The sequence below is a fragment of the Chryseobacterium sp. UNC8MFCol genome, assembly GCF_000482305.1.
In the GTDB taxonomy this organism is placed as follows: domain Bacteria; phylum Bacteroidota; class Bacteroidia; order Flavobacteriales; family Weeksellaceae; genus Chryseobacterium; species Chryseobacterium indologenes.
Window position 1 is genome coordinate 1 of sequence record NZ_AXUZ01000015.1, and the last position, 21,252, is coordinate 21,252.

The 21,252-nt window shown below is 37.6% G+C and carries 25 protein-coding genes and 1 tRNA gene; 15 read left to right on the forward strand and 11 right to left on the reverse strand.

The annotated features are described in order from the left end of the window. Window positions 1-11 precede the first annotated feature (11 nt). Window positions 12-84: transfer RNA gene (locus tag M030_RS0109335), tRNA-Met, on the reverse strand. Window positions 85-185: 101 nt separating this feature from the next. Here M030_RS0109335 and M030_RS0109340 point away from each other — a divergent pair. The 7 genes from M030_RS0109340 (at window position 186) to M030_RS0109370 (ending at window position 6,281) form a co-directional block, all read left to right on the forward strand. Further along, window positions 186-797, forward strand: a complete 612-nt coding sequence (locus tag M030_RS0109340) for an L-threonylcarbamoyladenylate synthase (RefSeq protein WP_027373266.1) — start codon at window positions 186-188, stop codon at window positions 795-797. A gap of 34 nt (window positions 798-831) precedes the next feature. Next, entirely contained in the window at window positions 832-1,539 is a 708-nt protein-coding gene (locus tag M030_RS0109345; RefSeq protein WP_027373267.1) for a CPBP family intramembrane glutamic endopeptidase, read from the forward strand. A 4-nt stretch (window positions 1,540-1,543) separates the two neighbouring features. Next, on the forward strand, window positions 1,544-2,302 hold the full coding sequence (yaaA, locus tag M030_RS0109350) for a peroxide stress protein YaaA (RefSeq protein ID WP_027373268.1): 759 nt from the start codon (window positions 1,544-1,546) through the stop codon (window positions 2,300-2,302). Next, complete coding sequence (prmC, locus tag M030_RS0109355; RefSeq protein WP_027373269.1) at window positions 2,302-3,150, forward strand: peptide chain release factor N(5)-glutamine methyltransferase; 849 nt, start codon at window positions 2,302-2,304, stop codon at window positions 3,148-3,150. The genes yaaA and prmC overlap by 1 nt, the downstream gene beginning before the upstream one ends. Before the next feature lie 51 nt (window positions 3,151-3,201). Further along, window positions 3,202-3,561, forward strand: coding sequence for a DUF4180 domain-containing protein (locus tag M030_RS0109360; protein WP_027373270.1), 360 nt, complete (start codon window positions 3,202-3,204; stop codon window positions 3,559-3,561). A gap of 577 nt (window positions 3,562-4,138) precedes the next feature. Further along, window positions 4,139-4,717, forward strand: a complete 579-nt coding sequence (locus M030_RS0109365) for a hypothetical protein (protein ID WP_027373271.1) — start codon at window positions 4,139-4,141, stop codon at window positions 4,715-4,717. A gap of 7 nt (window positions 4,718-4,724) precedes the next feature. Then, the gene (locus tag M030_RS0109370) at window positions 4,725-6,281 is read left to right on the forward strand and encodes a lectin-like domain-containing protein (protein ID WP_228375201.1); all 1,557 of its coding nucleotides are present in this window, start codon (window positions 4,725-4,727) and stop codon (window positions 6,279-6,281) included. 96 nt (window positions 6,282-6,377) lie between these two features. On the opposite strand, the gene M030_RS0109375 is transcribed toward M030_RS0109370, so the two are convergent. From M030_RS0109375 to M030_RS0109410, 8 genes are all read right to left on the reverse strand, one after another. Next, window positions 6,378-7,349: an NAD-dependent epimerase/dehydratase family protein gene (locus tag M030_RS0109375; protein ID WP_027373273.1), complete on the reverse strand. Its 972-nt coding sequence runs from the start codon at window positions 7,347-7,349 to the stop codon at window positions 6,378-6,380. After that, window positions 7,346-8,131 (reverse strand): SDR family NAD(P)-dependent oxidoreductase, encoded by a 786-nt coding sequence (locus M030_RS0109380; protein ID WP_027373274.1) that lies wholly within the window; start codon window positions 8,129-8,131, stop codon window positions 7,346-7,348. Before M030_RS0109380 ends, M030_RS0109375 begins: the two co-directional genes overlap by 4 nt. A gap of 159 nt (window positions 8,132-8,290) precedes the next feature. Further along, on the reverse strand, window positions 8,291-9,376 hold the full coding sequence (locus tag M030_RS0109385) for an AraC family transcriptional regulator (RefSeq protein WP_027373275.1): 1,086 nt from the start codon (window positions 9,374-9,376) through the stop codon (window positions 8,291-8,293). Between the two features lie 32 nt (window positions 9,377-9,408). Then, complete coding sequence (locus M030_RS0109390) at window positions 9,409-10,062, reverse strand: rhomboid family intramembrane serine protease (RefSeq protein WP_027373276.1); 654 nt, start codon at window positions 10,060-10,062, stop codon at window positions 9,409-9,411. A 5-nt stretch (window positions 10,063-10,067) separates the two neighbouring features. Continuing rightward, complete coding sequence (locus M030_RS0109395; RefSeq protein ID WP_027373277.1) at window positions 10,068-12,653, reverse strand: DNA gyrase/topoisomerase IV subunit A; 2,586 nt, start codon at window positions 12,651-12,653, stop codon at window positions 10,068-10,070. Next, window positions 12,628-13,137 (reverse strand): hypothetical protein, encoded by a 510-nt coding sequence (locus tag M030_RS0109400; protein WP_027373278.1) that lies wholly within the window; start codon window positions 13,135-13,137, stop codon window positions 12,628-12,630. The genes M030_RS0109395 and M030_RS0109400 overlap by 26 nt, the downstream gene beginning before the upstream one ends. Window positions 13,138-13,245: 108 nt before the next feature. Beyond that, window positions 13,246-15,132: a DNA topoisomerase IV subunit B gene (locus M030_RS0109405; RefSeq protein ID WP_027373279.1), complete on the reverse strand. Its 1,887-nt coding sequence runs from the start codon at window positions 15,130-15,132 to the stop codon at window positions 13,246-13,248. Window positions 15,133-15,527: 395 nt separating this feature from the next. Then, window positions 15,528-16,064, reverse strand: a complete 537-nt coding sequence (locus M030_RS0109410; protein WP_027373280.1) for a DUF2867 domain-containing protein — start codon at window positions 16,062-16,064, stop codon at window positions 15,528-15,530. Window positions 16,065-16,304: 240 nt separating this feature from the next. Here M030_RS0109410 and M030_RS0109415 point away from each other — a divergent pair, with 240 nt between their 5' ends. The 3 genes from M030_RS0109415 (at window position 16,305) to M030_RS0109425 (ending at window position 18,069) form a co-directional block, all read left to right on the forward strand. Further along, window positions 16,305-17,453, forward strand: coding sequence for a methionine aminotransferase (locus M030_RS0109415; RefSeq protein WP_027373281.1), 1,149 nt, complete (start codon window positions 16,305-16,307; stop codon window positions 17,451-17,453). A gap of 97 nt (window positions 17,454-17,550) precedes the next feature. Next, complete coding sequence (locus M030_RS25475) at window positions 17,551-17,709, forward strand: bacteriocin (protein ID WP_115596874.1); 159 nt, start codon at window positions 17,551-17,553, stop codon at window positions 17,707-17,709. Between the two features lie 147 nt (window positions 17,710-17,856). Further along, entirely contained in the window at window positions 17,857-18,069 is a 213-nt protein-coding gene (locus M030_RS0109425) for a hypothetical protein (protein WP_027373282.1), read from the forward strand. Between the two features lie 56 nt (window positions 18,070-18,125). Here M030_RS0109425 and M030_RS0109430 read toward each other — a convergent pair whose 3' ends face one another. After that, window positions 18,126-18,890 (reverse strand): SDR family NAD(P)-dependent oxidoreductase, encoded by a 765-nt coding sequence (locus M030_RS0109430; RefSeq protein ID WP_027373283.1) that lies wholly within the window; start codon window positions 18,888-18,890, stop codon window positions 18,126-18,128. Window positions 18,891-18,977: 87 nt separating this feature from the next. Further along, the gene (locus tag M030_RS0109435) at window positions 18,978-19,916 is read right to left on the reverse strand and encodes a helix-turn-helix domain-containing protein (RefSeq protein ID WP_027373284.1); all 939 of its coding nucleotides are present in this window, start codon (window positions 19,914-19,916) and stop codon (window positions 18,978-18,980) included. 201 nt (window positions 19,917-20,117) lie between these two features. Here M030_RS0109435 and M030_RS23940 point away from each other — a divergent pair, with 201 nt between their 5' ends. The 5 genes from M030_RS23940 (at window position 20,118) to M030_RS25480 (ending at window position 21,166) form a co-directional block, all read left to right on the forward strand. Next, window positions 20,118-20,309, forward strand: coding sequence for a bacteriocin (locus tag M030_RS23940; RefSeq protein WP_034722387.1), 192 nt, complete (start codon window positions 20,118-20,120; stop codon window positions 20,307-20,309). Window positions 20,310-20,349: 40 nt separating this feature from the next. Then, window positions 20,350-20,544, forward strand: coding sequence for a bacteriocin (locus tag M030_RS25265; RefSeq protein ID WP_027373285.1), 195 nt, complete (start codon window positions 20,350-20,352; stop codon window positions 20,542-20,544). A 19-nt stretch (window positions 20,545-20,563) separates the two neighbouring features. Continuing rightward, window positions 20,564-20,737, forward strand: coding sequence for a hypothetical protein (locus M030_RS25740; protein ID WP_164464835.1), 174 nt, complete (start codon window positions 20,564-20,566; stop codon window positions 20,735-20,737). 46 nt (window positions 20,738-20,783) lie between these two features. Continuing rightward, on the forward strand, window positions 20,784-20,945 hold the full coding sequence (locus M030_RS25745) for a hypothetical protein (protein WP_164464836.1): 162 nt from the start codon (window positions 20,784-20,786) through the stop codon (window positions 20,943-20,945). A 62-nt stretch (window positions 20,946-21,007) separates the two neighbouring features. After that, the gene (locus M030_RS25480) at window positions 21,008-21,166 is read left to right on the forward strand and encodes a hypothetical protein (RefSeq protein WP_155857873.1); all 159 of its coding nucleotides are present in this window, start codon (window positions 21,008-21,010) and stop codon (window positions 21,164-21,166) included. The last annotated feature ends 86 nt before the right edge of the window (window positions 21,167-21,252 follow it).

Genomic DNA, 21,252 nt, shown 5'->3' on the forward strand with positions numbered 1-21,252 from the left:
CACTTGCTTAGTAGCGGGAACCGGACTCGAACCGATGACCTTCGGGTTATGAGCCCGACGAGCTACCTACTGCTCCATCCCGCGATATTGGATTGCAAATGTACGACTTTTTTTCGAAAATCCTAATTTTTCTTTTAAATAAAGGACTTTTATGAAAACTATTTTATTATTTGTATCTTTGTTCTATGGCAAAAATATTAAAAATATACCCCGACAACCCACAGAAAAATCTTGTGAATGAGGTTATTAAAACTTTAAATAATGGAGGCTTGATTATCTACCCTTCAGACACTATTTACGCGCTTGGCTGTAATATTTTTGATATAAAAGCCATGGAAAAACTGGCTCAATTAAAAAAAATGAAACTGGAAAAAGCAAAGTTTTCTATCATCTGTAATGATCTGAGCCATCTTTCGGACTTTACAAGACCTATTGATACTTCGGTTTTCAGATTTTTGAAGAGTCATCTTCCCGGTCCGTTCACATTCATTCTTGATGCCAATAAGAGTCTGCCTTTAGCTTATAAAGGTCATAAAACTATTGGTATCCGTGTTCCTGATCATCCCATTCCCCAGCTTATTGTTGAAAAACTGGGCCATCCTATCGCATCAACGTCCATCAGAGATGATGATGAAATCATTGAATATTCTACTGATCCTGAGCTTATCGCAGAAAAATATGACCATCTTGTAGACATTGTCATTGATTCTGGATATGGTGATAACGTGGCTTCGACGATTGTAGATCTTACTTCCGGGGAACCTGAAATTATCCGTCAGGGAAAAGGAATAATTTAAAGCAAGATTAGCATTCACGGTATACTGAGAAGACATGGCAATAGGAATTAATGGGAAATATTCTATAGGAATTTTATCCACGTTTATACTTCTGGCAGCTACAATGCTGTATGTTTTTCCTGCCATTTACATGATTACGGGAATAAAAAGTATTACAATACTCAGTTTTTCACTCAGCAGAATCGCATTGTGGATTATTTTGCTGCTTATATTTTTATACAGTTACTGTATAGAAAGAGGCTCTTTCTTACTGAAGGAAGAGAGGCCGTATAGCATATTGTTCTCCATAAAAGCTATTGTAAGCTTATATCTTATCTGTATTATCGGCGGGGCGTTTATCAATGCGGCGGTTCAGTTTCTGGCCCAGGAAAAAATAAGTGACAAGCTTTTTGAACTTACTTCTCTATTCAGAAATAATTATTTTTTAATTATTTTTACATGCTTTACAGCAGGTGCTGTGGAAGAGTTTTTGATGCGGGGGTACGTACAACCCCGGATTGAGAAAATATACAGGAGTCCTCTTGCCGGAGTTTTGGTTTCGGCCGTTCTGTTTGGAATTCTTCACAGTACGTACGGAACCATAGGCCAGGTTGTCATTCCTTTCTTTATTGGAGTCGTTTTTGCTGTATTTTATAAAATCTATTCAAATATTAAAATTCTGATCATCTGTCATTTTATGATTGACTTTGTGTCGCTGATGATTATGAATAGTCTTGATATTAAACACTTATCTGTATTTTAACATTATGAAAATTGTAACATCACCTGCGAAATTAATGAATGTAGAAAACTCAACAGACCTGTTGAAATCAACTACCCCGAAGTTCATTGAAGACGCGGCATTTATACAGTCTTATTTAAAAGAAAAATCACCTAAATATCTTTCTGAGCTGATGGAGATATCTCCAAAGCTGGCTGATGAAAACTGGGAAAGAAACCAAAAATGGAAATCCAAACCTACGGCAAAAGAATCTGCACCGGCAATGTTTGCCTTTACAGGAGAAGTTTACCGTGGATTGGACGCCAAGACCCTTGATAAAGACGCAGTAGATTACCTGCAAAAAAATTACAGAATACTTTCCGGGCTCTATGGATTGTTGAAACCATCAGATAAGGTGATGCTTTACAGATTGGAAATGGGGCGTCCCTTTGAATTTGATGAATATAAAAATTTGTATGCTTTCTGGAAAGAAAAGGTTACTGAACAACTGAATTCTGAAATGAAAAAAGGCGAAATTCTCCTCCATCTTGCCAGCAATGAATACGGAAAAGTCATCGACAGAAAGAAGCTGAATCATCCCGTTGTCGACTTTGATTTTTACGAGTTGAAGGAAGGAAAATTAAAAACCATCGTAGTGTACACCAAACACGCCAGAGGGCTCGTTGTAAGATATTGTGCAGAAACCAATGCCAAAACTTTAGATGATGTAAAAGGATTCAACTACGAAGGTTATCGAATTGATGAGGAAAAATCTACGGACACAAAACTGGTTTTTACAAGATAATGACAATTTCAACTTTTAAAAAATATTTCAAAACTGAACTTTCCGACCTTTACACTGAGTCGGAAAGCGCTTTTTTGTGCGCTATATTCTTACATAAAATCGTAGGTCTGGATACTTTCCAACAGAGAAGATTTTCAGATCAGGAGCTTTTGACGGATGATGAAAAACAGCTGCTCCATATTATTTCCGATCTGAAGACCGGCCAACCTTACCAACAAATCCTGGGCGAAACTGAATTTTACGGCATGAAATTCTTTGTAGACCAACATGTATTGATTCCACGTCCTGAAACAGAAGAGCTGCTAGAGATCGCCATCCGTGAAGTTCAACGGTTAAAACCCGCTACTCGGGAGATGAAAATTCTTGACATAGGTACGGGAAGCGGTGTTATTCCTCTTGTTTTGAAAAAACAATTTCCCGGTGCCAGCGTTTCTTCAATAGATTTTTCTGCCGAAGCTTTACAGACTGCTCGGAGAAATGCTGAGCATCATAAGCTTGACATCAATTTTATTCACGCTGATTATCTGAGTTTCGAACTGCAGGAGCAGTATGATATGATTATCTCCAATCCTCCTTATATCGGGATCGAGGAAGAGATTGAAATCGCTGATTCAGTCAAAGAATTTGAACCTAAAATGGCATTATTCTCTCCTACTTCCGATGCCTTGATTTTTTACCGGAAAATTGCGCAAGATTCTGAAAAGCATCTACATGACGGAGGTTTTTTATTTTTGGAAATCAACCAGAAACTAGGCTCCGAAACATTAGAGCTGTACCGGAACCTTCCTATGGCACAACTCTTAAAAGACTTGTCTGAAAATGACAGGTTTATTTACGCGAGAAAATAGGGTCCACTCTGCTTACAAATTATTATCTTTAGGACCCTAAACAAATTCACCATGGTCATCAAATCACACGAGATCAACAATATAAGAATAGCGGAAGTAATTTCCAATGAAGTCATTATACAGTCTGCTCAGGACGGGCTTGATCTTATGGGAAATATTTATTATCAGGGATTTGATAAAATTGTCCTGTATGAAGAAAATATTACCCCTGATTTTTTTGACCTGAAGACAAAAATTGCGGGTGAAATTCTCCAAAAGTTTTCAAACTACCGTATCGGACTGGCCATTGTAGGTGATTTCAGCAAATTTGAAAGCAAAAGTATGAGGGATTTTATTTTTGAAAGCAATAAAGCCCAACATATTAATTTTGTGAATATGCTGGAAGAAGCATTAGAAAATTTTTCAAGATAAATCAATTATATTTAGCTGAAATAAATTATAAAGACTATTTTTTTCGAATATCCCCATAAAATGTTTTTATGGGTTTTTTATTTTCATTACCCATAAATAAAACAGTATCAATATCTTATACTCCAACAGCAAATAAAATAAACATTATTATTGAATATTTTCATGAAAATTTAAATAATAATTGAAAAAGTAATTAAAATTTTAAACTAAATTAAATTTTACATCTGGAATACAAGGTGTTAAGATAATTTATTTGTACATTTGCAGCAAACACAAGGATTATGAACATTATTTATTTACCAGCCGAAATATTTCGATACGATAAAATCACGGCTATTTAAACCACATTTTTTTCACTCCGTCTTTTTACAGAATTTTTGCAGACTCTATTTTCATAGATGCTTCCTGTAATATCTGTTACTTTTTGCGTAGCACAAATTAACCTTATGCTTATCAAAATAAGCTGTTAAAGCTTCTTTTTTGCTATTCAAAGCCAATTCTGTATTAAAAAAACTAAATATCCTGTAAAAACACAAATTGTTCTAGAGAGAGCTAAGTTTAACATAAAATACACACTATGATCAAAAATCATTTCTTATCGATCACTTTTTTTTTAATTACTTTAATTTGCAAAGCCCAGGTAGGGATTAATACAGCTACACCAGACAACAGTGCTGCACTTGATGTGTACAGTCAGAACAGAGGAATGCTGATTCCGAGACTGACAACAGCTCAAAGAAATGCTATTACCAGCCCTGCGAATTCTCTCCTGATTTATGACACTGATAAAAAATGTTTAAGCCAGAATATCGGTACTCCGTCTACCCCGGACTGGTTATGCATCAGTGGTAATTCGGTAAAAATGTTTTATATGCCGAGCGTTTCGTTTGATACTTCCAGAAATGCCACTGCCCAGACTAAGGACTTATATACCTTGTACAAAAATCAGTTTGGCTCTCCGAAAGCGAAAAGTACGAGCGCTCCTGCCTCTATTCCCTTCTTTCCATCCAATAAAGACCTTTATTATTATGTGACTGATGCTGATTCCAGTGTATTCAGTAATATTTCAATTTCTGATAGCGGTGTCATGACCTATGATGTAAAAGCAGCTGCTACAGATTGTTCTTTTATTAATATTGTATTTGTTGTGAAATAATCGGGTTATGGTAGAAAGTATCTCAATGACAACATTCAAAAAGCTCTTGTTGACTGTAATGGTATTTATCTTTTCTCAAAGTATTACCGCACAGAATGAGCAGGGAACAGGTTATCCTTATTTTGTAAGTTTTACTCAGGGTTTACAGCCTCAGGAAGCTTATAAAGTAACGACAAGCGGGGTTCAAAATGATGCAACGTTTACCACTGACGGTTTAAGGCTTACACGAAATGTAAACAATACTTCCGGAGGGGTTATTCTTGCAGACAGGATATTTAAAAGTGACCAGGGTATTAAATTTGAATTTGAATATGTCATCTACGGAGGCGGCTCCAATGGCGGGGATGGAATTTCAATATTTCTGGTAGACGGATCAATTCCCAAGCAACAGCTTAATCTCGGCTATTTTGGTGGAGGATTAGGCTATACTTTTGTGATGAGAAACTCAAGACAGGGAGGAAACCTTGAGGGATTGAGAGGTGCCTATTTAGGCATCGGTCTGGATGAATTTGGAAATTTCAAAACAAGATTTCGCCAGGGAGACAGAACCAGAAACGGACTTACGGATGTTTCAATAGCCAGCTGGCGAAGCAATGTAACATTGAGGGGAAAACGGGGAAATCAATATCTTTCATATTCTGAGCCGGCCGGATACAACGGATATCCGTTACTTTACAGTACTGCCACCAATACTTCTCCTGCGAGCAATAACCGATCTGTATATCTGGATGTTCAGACCGGGAAACATATTGGCACTAAAAGTCCTGATTTTAGCCAGTTTAACTTAGAAAGTGGCGGAAACTCCATCCCTCAGAATGATACTGATGCAAGATTCCGGAAAGCCTATGTAACATTGGTTCCAAATCCTTCAGGAGGTTATAATATTACCCTTGAGATACAGCATGGTAATGTTAAAGAAAAGATCATCGATAACTACTACTATCCCACTTCTTTAAAATACACGGAAAATGCAATGCAAAATAACCAGGTCAGAACGCTGGACACTAGTCCTCCTGCAACCTTCAGAATCGGATTTGCGGCATCTACCGGTGATGCCAGAAATATACATTTATTAAAAAATCTGGGGGTAAGTAAGCCCTATGCAGCTGAAGTAACGGATGATTTGTTTGCGGGATGTCCTAAAATAAAATCAATCTACTCACCATTGCTCAATGATGCTGCGTATTCTAAAAAAAATGGACAAAATCCTCCAACGGCTTCATATGATAATATCGATTTCAATTCGTTCCGGTTTTTAGATATAAACGGTAATCCGATCCCTAATATTGTGGGTGGAGTTTATACCAATAACGAAGGTACCTGGACTTATTATTCCGGTACCGGAAAACTTGCCTTTAAACCTGCTGACGGGTTTACGGGGGTAGCTCAGATAAGATATGACATTAAGGGCGGAGGCAGAGACGGCAGTGAGGTTCCGTACAACAAGGAAGATTACAGATCAATGCCGGCATTGGTGCAGGTTACTATTTCAAATTCCAACAATTGCAGCAAATCATGTGTCATTTCCAACAAAAATGTAACTCAGAAGATAAAGACTGAATAAATATACGCAGAAAATACACTGATAAAAGCCGGTACTGATCTGCCGGCTTTATGTTTACAGGATTCTATTTGAGTACAGGATTCAGTAAAAGCCTTATCAATAAATTTCTTTTAAAGTAAAGTAATCAATAGCGTCATGTATCGCCTTATCCACAGGTTGATACCGAACGCCAAGTTCTTTTACCGATTTCTGGCCGGAATAATAATTATGAATCTGAAGGGCTTTCATATTGTGGGCAGAAAGATTGGTTTTAATGTTTGCTTTTCTCAATCTGTCTCCCATCCATCCCAGCAGATCCAGAACGGAATCAGGAATCGGGATCATGACCGGTCTCTGTCCGCTAATATTGTTTATTTTTCTGAAAAAATCTTTATAAGTGAGGTTTTCGTTTGCTAAAAGATATTTCTCTCCGTTCTTTCCGCCATCAATTGCTTTTAGTATTCCGTCAGCTGCATCTTCAGCGTGAACAAAATTTTTCCCGCCTTTCGGATAAAAAATTATTTTCTTTTTCCAGGCCCAGAAGATTATTTTTCCTGAGCTTGGTTTATGATCATATGCCCCGATCATAAATGTAGGACACAGAATAATAACTTCTGTATTTCCCTTTTTTTGCAACACATAGTTTTCTGCCTCAAGTTTACTTTGAGCATACAATGATTTTGTAAAAGGATAGCGTGGAGGATTTTGCTCTTCTCCGGGTTTCTCCCTAGTCCCGTAGCCCAGCGTATTGGCCGAACTTATCAATATAAATCTTCTTACCCCAGAGGCCTCCGCCTGGGTAAACAATTTGATCACTGCATCATAATTTACAGTTTTGTACTCCTCATAATCAAAATGATCCTGTCGGGTTTCTGCAGCAATATGAATAAAGCAGTCAACATCCGTAAGAAACTCTGAGATATCCGTAAATAAGTCTCCTGTAATCAGTTTCAGATTTTCGTCCTTTTGGCCCAAATAGCTGCTTTCCTTACGCACCAGAGCAATAACAAAATAACCATCTTTTAATAATTTAATAACAACATTAGCTCCCAAAAGCCCGGTGGCTCCGGTAACAAAGATTTTTTTCATGCTTCTATTTCTTTTTTTATCGCCTGGGTCATCAACGGAAGTTTTATCCAGATGGGTAAAATTTTCATGATCAACCAGCTGATTGGATTCACCATAATTACGGAATCTTTTTTAAATAACTGACGAATACTGTATGATGCCACATGATCCGGATCCAGAAGGGTCAGTTTGCCTAAAAAACCCTGCTTTTCAATTCTTTTACAGACATCTTTGTTTGTTTTCATAGCACCAGGGTTCACCACACTGACAAAGACATTGGTGTCTTTTAATTCTTCATGCAAACCTCTGGAAAAGGAGTGGATAAAGGTTTTGGACGCCGGATAGACCGTTTTGAATCCAATAGGAGAAAATGCTGCCATACTTGAAACATTTAAAATATACGCTTTGGGTTGTCTTAAAAGATTGGGTAATAACTGATGCGTAATCAATGAGGTTGCAGCTACATTAACCTGTAAAATGGTATTGATGTAATCAGAGGTTGCCTCTGTAAATTTTTTCGTCCCACCCAGACCTGCATTATTAATCAGAATATGAATATTAAAGGATTGATTGATCCATTTTGTAAGCTGCAGCACATTATCATTGACAGAAAGGTCCACTTCATAATAATGGGCCTTTATCTTGTAGTTTTCTTCAAGGTTCCGGCAAACATCTTCCAGACACTGCCCCGGAAGGCTTACCAAAATAACATTGATCTGTTTCTTTGCCAGGTTTTCCGCAAATGCTTTTCCTAAGCCCTGGCTTGCGCCCGTGACCACGGCATATGATTCTTTAGTCTCCATAAGATTAAATTTTATGGTACAAATCTATCATGATCCTTGTCTTTTTATGTTCCGGGTTATCCGGGCGAACTTATTTTTCACCCCAACAGAAATACAACCTAATCAAATGAATAACAATCAGTTAAAAAGATCAAAAAGTAAAAGTTTATAAATCGGAACTTATTTTTTAAATTCAGAAGGCGTCAATCCTGTTACTTTTTTAAAAGTGGTATTGAAAGAGGTCTTGGAATTGAAGCCTGATTCATAGGCAATGCCCAGAATGGAAAGTTTGGAATCTTTTTTTAGTAATATTTTAGCATATTCTACTCTGAACTCGTTCACATACTGGAAGAAATTTTTATGAAAACCGGTATTGATTACATAAGACAGATGATGGGTAGAAACAGATAGCATTTCAGCCAGCTTAATGAGGTTCAGTTCGCTGTCGAGATAGGGTTCCTGCAGCTCCATAATGTTTTCCAATTGTGTTTTAATCTTTAGTAATTCTTCGTCGGAAATCAGTTTACGCTTTACTTCTTCTGTATCAGAATCCGCATCGATAGAAATCAGCTCATTACGTTGTTGCTCTTCCACGGGGTAGATTTCTTTCTGCTTCAGAGAATAATAAGCTACAAAGTAAATCACCACCAGAAAAACTGCGTTAATGAAAAAATTCAAAGATTTGGGATCATAAAACAGATTATACAGTACGTAAATGATATTTACAATAAGAAGTACGAGAATGATATATTCCAGCCAGTTCAGGTTAATACCTTCCGTATTGGAAGAAAACTGTTGTATTTTCCGCTGATGTTTTCTAATTGTAATATAGGACAATAATGTATAAAACAGGGCCTGAATGAGTATCAATGCAATACTCAGATATTCAAACGGTTTTTCATATCCTAATGCGATGCCCCAAAGACAAATAAGAAATGTAAGCGGTAACAGTAAAAATTTAACGTCTGTAAGCTTAAATGTAAAAGAAGGGTTGGTAAAGAACAGAACACTGAAATAAAAAAATATGGGCGTCATGTACTGTACAAACCTTACAGGAAGCAGACTATGAACTTCAATCGCGGAGCCTGTAATTAAAAATAGAATCTCATCCAGCCAGAATGTAGACCATAAAAACAGGAAAAGTCCAAACCAGAAATTGGCTTTCTTATTTACCTGCAAGGGATTGGCCAACTTGAGTAGAGACAGCAAAACCAATGAACCATAGATAAGTATTACGATGAAACTGTTTAATTCTGATGTGTTCATTGGTTTTGATATTTTAGATTAAAAATAGTCTTTTATCCAATCCGTTTTCTCACAAATATTTCGTAGGCAAGATAAATTAACGGAAGTGACATGATTCCAATATAAAGTCCGTTATTCATTGCCAGAGCAGGCGCATTAATGATCGCATACAGCAACCCAAGAAATGCACCTCCTAAGTGTGCCGCATGACCGATATTATCATGGGGCCTTGGATTCATCATCATGTATACGGAATAACCGAAATATACCAATCCGAAAATATATCCGGGAATTGCTATGGGAATAAAGAAAATATAAATTCCGATGTTCGGATACAATGCGATGGAGGCAAAAAGAATTCCTGAGACTCCTCCGCTTGCTCCGACTGCAGAATACCAGGTTTGCTTTTGGTAAATATACAGAGAAAGGATGTTTCCCAGCAATATGGATCCTATATAGACTATCAGGAATCCTAAATTCCCGAAGTGCTCCATAACAATCGGTGCAAAGAAATACAGCGTCAGCATATTAAATACCAGGTGCATGATATCTGCATGCAAAAAACCTGATGACAGCAAACGGATGTATTCCTTTCTGTAAAGAATATCTCCGACACTGAACTTATATTTCTCCGTAATTGCCGGATTATTAAAGGCGATAAAACTTATAACAGCAGTTGCTATAATGCACAATATTAAAATATTCATCTTATTTAGTTTTCAGGTTCATCACTCTGAAACAAATCCCCGATCATTCCTCCTTCATCATCTGAATCTCCTGTGCTCTCCGGTTCTTCATAGACCTCAGGTTCTTCTTCTACAGGTTCTGGAATTGTTATATTAATGGCTTTTACTTTGAATTTTGTAAACTGATTTCCAATTGCTTTTATTCCTTTTACGGCAATGAACTCGTCAATATTTACCGTTTCAGGTTCACGTTCTTTTCCTTTATCTTTTGCGAAGATAATTTCCGCAGTGACGTCATTGGCGACAATCACATTTTCTATAAATGATTTAGGATGTTCAGACGGCATAAAAGTCTGCACATTCACTGTATTTTCCAACAGGAACCTTTTGATAAAGTAAATATCTTTTTCTCCGTCGTAATAAATGCAGGTAACCGGTTGTGCAGGTCTCCATTTTTCCAGTACCAGATACTCATCGTCAAAACGGTTACCCAGATCGAAAGATACCAGCTTCACTTCTCCGTTGGTATTGATCGTTAGAATTTTATCATCTCCTTTGAAGTTCCCCAGTAAGGTACCTCTTGCATCCGCATTCAGTCTTCGTACCGTATCATCAAACCAGATTTTCCTTGGGGCCAGGGTAGAAACCCCTTCCTCTTTCATATCTACTTTTTTCACCGCATACTTGGTCACCAGATTCCCTTTGGAATCACGTCCTTTGATGGCCAGATCAGAAAAATTAATTTCCATCTTATTTTTTCTGATCCTTGGATTAGGTTTTAAAAGTACCGTTACCGTTTCTGCCTCTCCATTCGGATTGGCTGAAAAATAGAGCGTTTCTGATCCTTTTTTGTCTGAAGCCAGCGGATAGTCGGTATTTCTTGTTACCCCGGTTACTGAGAAACGTTTCATATAATACGGTCCTTCTCTCCCTTCACGGTAGATCATATTGTATACCGTTCTTTTATCGTTTTTCTTCCAGACTGCCACATGGAGGATATCTTTTCCGATAAAGGTTTTAGCCTCCACTTTTACAACCTTCATGCTTCCGTCTTTTCTGAAGGTAATGATATCATCAATATCGGAACAATCGAAAAGATACTGGTCTTTTTTCAGAGAGGTCCCGATGAAACCTTCTTCAAAGTTGGCATAGAATTTCTCGTTAGCCACCGCTACTTTTGTGGCATCAATGGTATCAAAGATTCTAAGTTCAGTTCTTCTCTGTTTATCTTTTCCGTACTTCTTCTGGATATTTAAATAATACTCAATAGCATAGGCAATCAGATTAGCAAGATGATGCTTTACCTGCTCTATCTTGCCTTCAAGGGCTGCAATATTTTCTTTAAATTTATCTAAATCGAACCTTGAGATCCTTTTGATCCTGATCTCTGTCAGTTTCAGAATGTCTTCTTCGGTTACAGCTCTTAAAAGATGTTTGGTATGAGGTTTTAATCCGGCATCAATTGTTTTCAGGACGTCTTCCCATGTCTTTACCTCTTCAATATCGTGGTAAATCCTGTTTTCGATGAAGATTCTTTCCAATGATGAAAAATGCCAGCTTTCCTGAAGTTCATGAAGCTCAATTTCCAGTTCTTTTTTAAGGAGAGAAACCGTATGGTCCGTATTCATTTTCAGAATATCGGATACATTCATAAACATGGGTTTGTCACCTACGATCACACATGCATTGGGAGAAATGGTAACCTGACAGTCTGTAAAGGCGTATAGCGCATCAATGGTCTTGTCGGGAGAAACATCGTTATGAATATGGACAAGAATCTCTACTTTATCAGAGGTATTGTCTTCAATTTTCTTAATCTTAATTTTCCCTCTCTCATTAGCCTTTAAGATAGAATCGATGAGATCGGTTGTCGTCTTGGAATAAGGAAGCTCGGAAATCACCAGCAAATGCTTGTCTGTCTGGGTAATTTTTGCTCGTGCTCTTACTTTTCCTCCTCTGTGGCCATCGTTATATTCTGAAACGTCAAGATAGCCTGCCGTTAAAAAATCGGGAAATATTTCAAATTTCTTTCCTTTTAAATAAGCAACGGAAGCATTGATCAGTTCATTAAAATTATGCGGAAGGATCTTCGTAGAAAGTCCTACTCCAATTCCTTCCACTCCCTGAGCGAGAAGCAAAGGAAATTTAACGGGTAAATCGATCGGCTCATTATTTCTTCCGTCATAAGATTTTGTCCAATCCGTTGTTTTAGGATTAAAGACCACTTCCAGCGCAAAAGGAGTAAGCCTTGCTTCAATATACCTTGCAGCAGCGGCAGAATCTCCGGTGTAGATATTTCCCCAGTTTCCCTGGGTATCTATCAAAAGTTCCTTTTGCCCGATCTGCACCATGGCATCGGTAATAGAAGCATCACCGTGAGGGTGATATTTCATGGTATTTCCTACGATATTGGCGACCTTATTATAACGGCCGTCTTCCAGTTCCCGCATAGAGTGCATGATTCTTCGCTGAACGGGCTTTAACCCGTCAAACACCGAAGGAATAGCCCTATCTAAAATTACATAGGAAGCATAATCCAGAAACCAGTCTTTATAAAGACCTGAAACCTTCTTCAAGCTTTCACCTTCATGCGAGTATTCTTCTGTCGTCATCTGTTTTTTTATCTTTTTTCTCTTTATTAGCTTTCACTACTTTATTCAGAGAGAGTTTTAAATCATTTACTTCTTTTCTGGTCAAATAAGAGATCTGGTACTTCAATATAGTAGAACCGTTATTCTTACTTGAAACGGTCACATATAATCTTTTCACAAAGAAGATACTGACCACATCATATTTTATCAGTTTGTATTTCGGAAATTCGTCATGAAGAGGCTTGCTTAAAAAAGGGATAATATTCCTGTTTTTAAAATTCAATGCTTCTCCGTCACTGTCATATTCAAAGATCTGCCGGCCGTTAAGATGAAATATAATCACCATCAATACGGGAACAATAATCATCAAATAACTTTCACTTCCTAATACATTAAAGCGGTATTTATTGGCTAAAAATCCTGCTATTCCAAATACCACCGCCATCATCAGTAATGTATTTATAAAATTATAAACTGATGCTTTATTACGATTACTTAGTCTCATTTTAAATTTTTGGGATTGTAAGTTTCGAAATCCTTACTTTCATCCAAATTGTGTTTTTTGTCTACATCTGCCCTTCTTCTGTGAACGATGTTCTGATGCTAAGCTTTTTTAGTTTTCTATGTCGTTAAGAATTTCTTTTTTATCTATATCTGTATCATCTTCAACGACCAGGTTTTCAAGGATAAAAGTCTGCCTGTCCGGAGTATTTTTCCCCATATAGAACTCAAGAAGCTGCTCTATGGTCTGATCTTTTCCTACCACCACCGGTTCTAAACGAATATCTTTTCCGATGAAGTGTTTAAATTCGTCCGGAGAAATCTCTCCAAGTCCTTTAAATCGGGTAATCTCAGGATTTTTGCCTAATTCGTTAAGGGCTTTTACCCTTTCTGCTTCCGAGTAGCAATATCGGGTTTCTTTTTTATTTCTAACCCTGAACAAAGGTGTCTGAAGAATATAAAGGTGTCCGTTTTTGATCAGGTCAGGAAAAAACTGCAGGAAGAACGTAATCATCAAAAGACGGATGTGCATCCCGTCGACATCAGCATCGGTTGCAATAATCACCTGGTTGTACCTCAGGTCTTCCAGACTTTCTTCAATATTCAGTGCGGCCTGAAGAAGATTAAATTCTTCATTTTCGTAGACCACCTTCTTGGTAAGACCATAGCAGTTCAAAGGCTTACCTTTCAATGAGAAAACAGCCTGTGTTTCCACATCTCTTGATTTTGTGATGGATCCTGATGCGGAATCCCCTTCCGTAATGAAGATTTGTGTATCCCCTTTTCTTTCGGCTTTCTGATCGTTGTAATGTTGTCTGCAGTCACGAAGTTTTTTGTTGTGGAGAGACACTTTTTTGGCTCTTTCTCTGGCTAATTTCTGGATTCCGGAAAGTTCTTTTCTTTCTCTTTCTGAGATCAGAATTTTTCTCTGGATCGCTTCTGCTATTTCCGGATTTTTATGCAGGAAATTATCTAGCTTGCTTTTAAGAAAATCGATGATAAAGGTTCTGACGGTTGGTCCGTTGGGACCCATATCATTCGATCCCAGCTTGGTTTTTGTCTGTGATTCGAAAACGGGTTCTTCTACATTGATGGAAATTGCAGCAATGATTGATTTTCTGATATCTGACGCGTCGAAAGTTTTATTAAAAAATTCACGGACTGTTTTCACATAGGCTTCACGAAATGCATTCAAATGCGTTCCTCCCTGTGTGGTGTTTTGTCCGTTAACAAAGGAGAAATAAGTTTCAGTCTGGGATTTATCAGAATGGGTAATCGCTACCTCAATATCTTCATCTTTCAGGTGTACTATCGGATAAAGGATATCACTTTCCAGCTCCTCTTCCAGAAGGTCTTTCAATCCGTTTTCAGAAAAATAGGTTTCTCCGTTAAAGAGAATTTTTAATCCGGGATTCAGATAAGCGTAATTGCGGAGCATTCTTTCGATATACTCTTTTCTGTATTTGAAATGCAGGAATATCTCCCCGTCAGGAATAAAGGAAATTTCTGTCCCGTTTCTATCCGAGGTTTCTTTTTCATCAAAACTTTCGGTAATGATCCCGCGCGAAAATTCCGCGACTTTCATTTTCCCGTCACGGAAAGAACGTACTCTGAAATAATCAGAAAGGGCATTTACAGCTTTGGTACCCACCCCGTTCAAACCTACAGATTTTTTGAAGGCTTTACTGTCGTACTTTCCTCCGGTATTCATTTTGGAAACGGCATCAACGACTTTTCCGAGGGGAATTCCACGTCCAAAGTCACGAATGGTAACTTTACCGTCGTCGAGTTTTATTTCAATTCTTTTCCCTGATCTCATCCTGAACTCATCAATAGAGTTATCCAGGATTTCTTTAAGCAGAATATAAATACCATCATCAGCGGAAGAACCATCACCAAGCTTCCCGATGTACATTCCGGGGCGCAAACGGATGTGTTCCTGCCAATCGAGGGTTCTGATATTATCTTCTGAATAGGTTGGATTTATTTCTTGTGACATATATGATTTCAGCAAACATACAAAAATACGAAATTGTCTAAAATTATCCGAATTTTTTCAAAGTGTTTTTTTTGATTTTCCTCTCCTATATTACATTCTTGTATTCCAAAGTATATCTTTACATTATTATTCATGGTCATGTGAAAAATTTGCTTATTTTTTTTATAACCACTGATATTTTCCTTTTATTTTCAATATTTTACGTCCGGATTCCGGATTGGTACGTTAAAAGGAAAATTCCGGATTGAATAGTTCGTAAACCTACACTTTAAACCAGGATTTCAACGGTTTATACGGGAAAAATGATTTTTACCTCTTCAAAAACGTAGCTAAAACTAGAATTTAAAAACTGCAGGATAATTTTTATAAATGGAGACCAGTCCTGTACCTTACAATTAGCTGCCTTCAAGTTGCCCGATTATATTCTTAAGCATGGCCGGCACAATCAGTTTGTGGAAGGGTCGAACCGGTAAAAAATACAATACTCCCGTCCAATTGTGAAAGGTAACAGTCGTAGAAATTCTCAGGGAATTCTCTTCGTTGGGTTTTTGGCTCTTATCAAATAACAGAGAAATCCTGAAGTCCAGGTGCTTATCATTTTCTCCAAGAACAATTTCATTACTGGTCTTGTCAAATACCTTGAAGAGGCCCACCCGATCACCGATTTCACATGTAAAATCTCCAATATTCTGATTTTCATCTGCTTTCAAACCGGTTTTCAATCCAAAAAGCGCCACTGCTTTATTCCTGAAGGCAAACATTTTTTTACCCCATTTCGGGCCGCTGGTAAAGAAAGCTTTTCCTATTTTCTCTATACAAATATTTTTATTTTTACCGGTAAATTCTCCTTCAAAACTATCAATATAGTCAAAATCTTTCTTTCTCTGTGATAAAACGGATTGGTCCGGGAATTCAATTTTCTTAATTTTCATGGTATTGGATTTAAGTGGGTTATTGTTAAACAAATGTAGGTATCTTTCTCCGTATGTCAAGAAGAAATCAAACAAATGTTTATTTAAATTTTAAACTCATTCGACATTCCTTTGAAATATCAAATGGCTGTAAATGGTTACGCATTTTTTTTGTTTCGGTTATATTTTTTAAGCTTTTATCGATTAGAGCTCAAGCATTTTAAATATTTCATTAAATTCGATAGTTAGAAAAATGCTTTTATGATACAACTTCCTCTATCCAAACTTTCCAATGTGGGAACGACAATTTTCAGTCAAATGACCCAGCTTGCCAATGAAAACGAAGCCATCAACCTTTCACAGGGATTTCCTGACTTTATGCCGGATTCCCGGCTGCTTGACCAGGTAGATTATTTTATAAAAAAAGGATTCAACCAGTACGCTCCATTAGGCGGAATGATAGGTTTAAAGGAAGAAATTGTCCGCAAAATTGAAAACAGCCACCAGGCTATTTATCATCCTGACACTGAAGTAACGGTTACTGCGGGAGGTACTCAGGCCATATTTACGGCTATCGCGGCTTTTATAAAGAAAGACGATGAAGTTATTATTTTTGAGCCGGCGTATGATTGCTATGAACCTACTGTAGAGCTTTTCGGAGGGATCGTCAGACGATTTGAAATGAAGGCTCCCGATTACGAAATCAACTGGAAGACAGTAAAAAACCTGGTGAACGACAAAACCAAAATGATTATCCTCAATAATCCCAACAACCCTTCAGGGAAGATTGTAAAGGAAGAAGATATTCAGGAGTTGATTCAGCTGGTAAAAGGGACTTCTATTCTTATTCTCAGTGATGAAGTCTATGAAAATATTGTCTTTGACGGCAAACAGCACCTGAGCATTTGTAAGTATCCGGAGCTTAAAGAAAGAAGTCTTCTGGTCGCCTCTTTTGGGAAGCTTTTCCATGTCACAGGCTGGAAAGTTGGCTATTGTGCGGCTCCTAAAAACTTAACCGATGAATTCCGGAAGGTTCATCAGTTTAATGTATTTTGTGTAAACACGCCTATTCAGCTTGCTTTGGCAGAGTATATGAAAAATGAAGAGCATTATATCCACCTTAATCAGTTTTTCCAGGAAAAAAGGGATTTTCTAAGAAAAGGTCTTGCCGTAACCTCTTTCGAGTTGCTCGATTGTGAGGGCACTTATTTTCAGGCTGTAAAATATGATAAAATTTCAGCCAAAAACGACTTTGATTTTGCGACTGAACTGACGGTCAACCATAAAGTAGCCAGTGTTCCTTTTTCTTCGTTTTACAAAAACAGGCTCAATGAAAATGTAATCAGATTATGTTTCGCCAAAAAGCAGGAAACATTGGAGCGAGCAATTGAAAACTTATCTAATATTTAGAAATAGAATCGTTCACAGCATTATACTTTGTTGTACTGAAGTAATTTAAGGGTTGTTTTTGTATATTCGTCATATCGAATCCCCTAAAACAATACCTATGAAAAATCAATGCTTACCGCAAGGAAGAAAACTCAACAAAAAGGAATTAAATACCATTAAAGGAGGACTTAAAATATGTATCCTTCCGGAAACCACGGAATGTGCTTTCTATGGAAATTTCTGCGGAGAGCCTGAGTGCAAAACAAGGCCTTGGTAAATACAGCTCTATTAAGAAAAAGAACTATCCTGCAAGGGTAGTTTTTTTATTGATTTATAACCACTGTATTTAAATTGTATCCAATCCAGGTGAAATATTTCAATTATTTTACATATTTTAGTGAAAATCAAACTAATACTATCAATCATGAGAAATTCTAATGTAAACAAAGGAAAAAAATTAAGTAAATCTGAACTGAAAATGATCCAGGGAGGTCTTGGTACTTATCCATGCGCCCCTAACGGTTATTGTAAATATATAGGCCCCGGGTGCAGAGAAGAGAAATGCCAGCTACCGGTACCTTTAGAACCAATTGATCCTGACGGCCCGATTGTACTTCCGGAGCCGGGAAGTTTATAATAAAAAAAAGAACCAGCAGTATTGTTGGTTCTTTTTTTTCAGTTTTGTTCCTCATTTTATAAAAACATTCCTCCTGACGCTTCAATTCTCTGTCCGTTGATCCATCCAGCATCTTCCGTACACAGGAATGCCACTACACCCCCGATATCATCAGGAAGCCCTACTCTTCCTAATGCCGTAGCACCGGCAACCACCGCATTGATTTCCTTATTGTCTCTTACTCTGCCTCCTCCAAAGTCAGTTTCAATAGCGCCTGGCGCCACTACATTGGCCCTGATCTGTCTTGATCCCAATTCTTTGGCCATATATTTTGTCAGCATTTCTACACCGGCTTTGATAGATCCGTACACCGATGATCCCGGAGTTGCAAATCTTGCCAATCCTGAAGAGATATTGATAATACCGCCACCGTCGTTGATGAATGGAAGGAATTTCTGGGTTAAAAAGAATACTCCTTTGAAGTGAATATCCACGACATCGTCAAGCTGCTCCTCCGTCACTTCAGCAATCGGTGAATACAAGGCCGTCCCCGCATTATTGATCAGGTAATCGATGTTTGTATTTCCTGTATTTTCCTGTAGATGGCGTGTAACGTCTTTTATAAATGCATCAAAACTTTTGAGATCTTTGGTATTCAGCTGAAAAGCAGCAGCCTTTCTGCCCATTCCATGTATTTCATTCACCACTTCTTCAGCTTCAGCTTTATTACTTCTGTATGTAATGATAACATCTAATCCTTTTTGAGCTATTTTAAGCGCAGAATTTTTTCCTAATCCACGACTTCCTCCTGTTACTAATGCAATTTTTGTTCTTGTTTCCATTTGTCTTGTTATTTTGATGGTACAAAGTTGCGGGATTTTAGAGAAGAACCGTTTGCCTGAATCAATCACATATTTGCAAAATTCAAATCATGACCGGAATTCTAACGGAGTAAATGAAGTTTTCCTCTTAAAGAAATTTGAAAAATGAGCAATTTCTTCGAAACCTAAGGCATATGAGATTTCGGAAACATTCCATTTGGTTTGTTTTAAAAGTATTTTGGCCTCCTGAATCACACGGTCGGCAATCAGTTCGGTAGTTGTTTTCTCTGTGTTTTCTTTCAATTTTTTATTGAGATAGTTCACGTGCACCGCTAATCTGTCGGCGTAATCTTTTGCCGTTTTCAATTGCAGCCTTTGGTTGGGCGATTCAATGGGAAACTGTCTTTCCAGGAGTTCTATAAATAAAGAAACCACCCTCATTGAGGCATCATTAGCCGTTGATATCCTCGATGCCGGCTGTAGTTTTTGCCCGTAATGAATCAGCTCCAGGACGTAATTTCTGATCAAATCATATTTATACATATAATCTGAGTCTATTTCTTTTTTTATTTTTTTAAAAAGCAGCTCAATCTCATCAGCCAGCTCATCATTGATTTCAAAAACAGGAACTCCCCCCGGTTGAAAAATGGGCAGATCTTCCAGATGATTGTAAGAAATTCCCCTGAAAAGAAAATCTTCTGTAAACACACAAAAACTTCCCGACTGATGAGGATCTTCAGGAACCCAATGATAAGGAACCCTGGGAGTGGCAAAGAGCAGGGCATTCCCTTTTATGGAGATGGTTTTATCTGCATACTCGGCTCTGTTGTTGCCCCTGATCAGGCTGATTTTGTAATATTTTCTCCTGTTATAGGGCATTTCAGACGTGAGCTTTGTCTTTTCAATCGTTTGGGCAATATCAAATACATTAAAGTGTCCGATATCCTTATGAAGGCCTTTGGGGAAAATGCTTTCCAGATCTTTTCCGAGCTTGGCAGCCATTTCTCTATAAAAATCCTCTAATGAAGAATGGGCTATTTTTTCCATAGCAGAAGTTTGTAAGATTCAAATATACAAAATGAAGTTTCATTTGAGACAATTATTAAAGGCAAGAGATGTATTCGCTTTATAAAATTATAAATTAATCAATATTCTATTAAAATTATTCTCATTTTTTCTATAAAAAGTGATATACGTTAATTTATTTTTATTACATTCGTTGTAACTAACTTACTAAAAATCAAAACTATGAAAAATCAATTTGCCCAATTCGGGAAAAAACTGAACAAAAAAGAAATGAAATCAATTACCGGAGGAATGTATGACTGTATGGTTCCTGAGCCTTGTGAGCCTTATCCGGGAACATGTGAATCTCATGCCGACGCCAACGGTTGTACCATGATTCACCCAAAATGCGGACAGGCTATTTGCAGACCATGATTTCATATTATCTTTTATAACAAACTTAAAATAAATCATTATGAAAAATCAACATCTAAACAAAGGTAAAAAACTGAATAAAAGGGAATTAAAATCTATCACAGGAGGATTGCTCAGATGTATCGAGCCTACCTACTGTCCGGACCCGCCATGTGAGGCCAGCGGCCGCTGTAAAATCACTTCTCCCTCGTGTGCAGAATTACAATGCAGACCGAACAGTCCTATAGAGTTTTAACAGATTAATAAAGAAGACCATGAACAATCGTATAGTAAACAAAGGAAAGAAGCTTAGCCACAAAGCCCTGAAATCAGTTACAGGCGGTCTGATCAATTGTGTAGATTTAACTACAGGCCGTTGCTATATTACAGGAACAATCTGTGCGGAACGTCAATGCCGCTATGTTCCTGATCCCCATCTTCCTGACTGAGAACTTTTCAAAAAACTACAAACTAATTTTAAAATCATCACACCTTATGAAAAATCAAACTTTAAACAAAGGGAAAAAATTGAACAAAAAAGAGCTGCGAGTGATCGCCGGAGGAAAAGAAATGTGCTGGCTTGCTGAAAGGGTATGCAGTAAAATTTCTTTCAGTTGTGCGGAACCGCAATGTCAGCCGAGCATTGAAATTGAATAATATTAAGGCAAGCGCTTCTTCAGGAGGCGCTTTCTTTTTACCTGAAAACTAAAACCATTACCATGAAAAAACAGAACTTACATCAAGGAAAGAAGCTTAACAAAACGCAGTTAAAAGCTATTTCCGGCGGAGTAATGCGATGTCCCCATAGTGGCGGCGGATGTGCCCAAATTCACCTTTCATGCTACAAAAACAATGTCGTCCGGAAACAAATGAAGTAAGTATGGTTATTTCCAATACATGTATAAAAAAATCTTTTAGTTGCGTTGAGCTTCCATTCTGTCCGACTTAGAACCCACAATCCTAT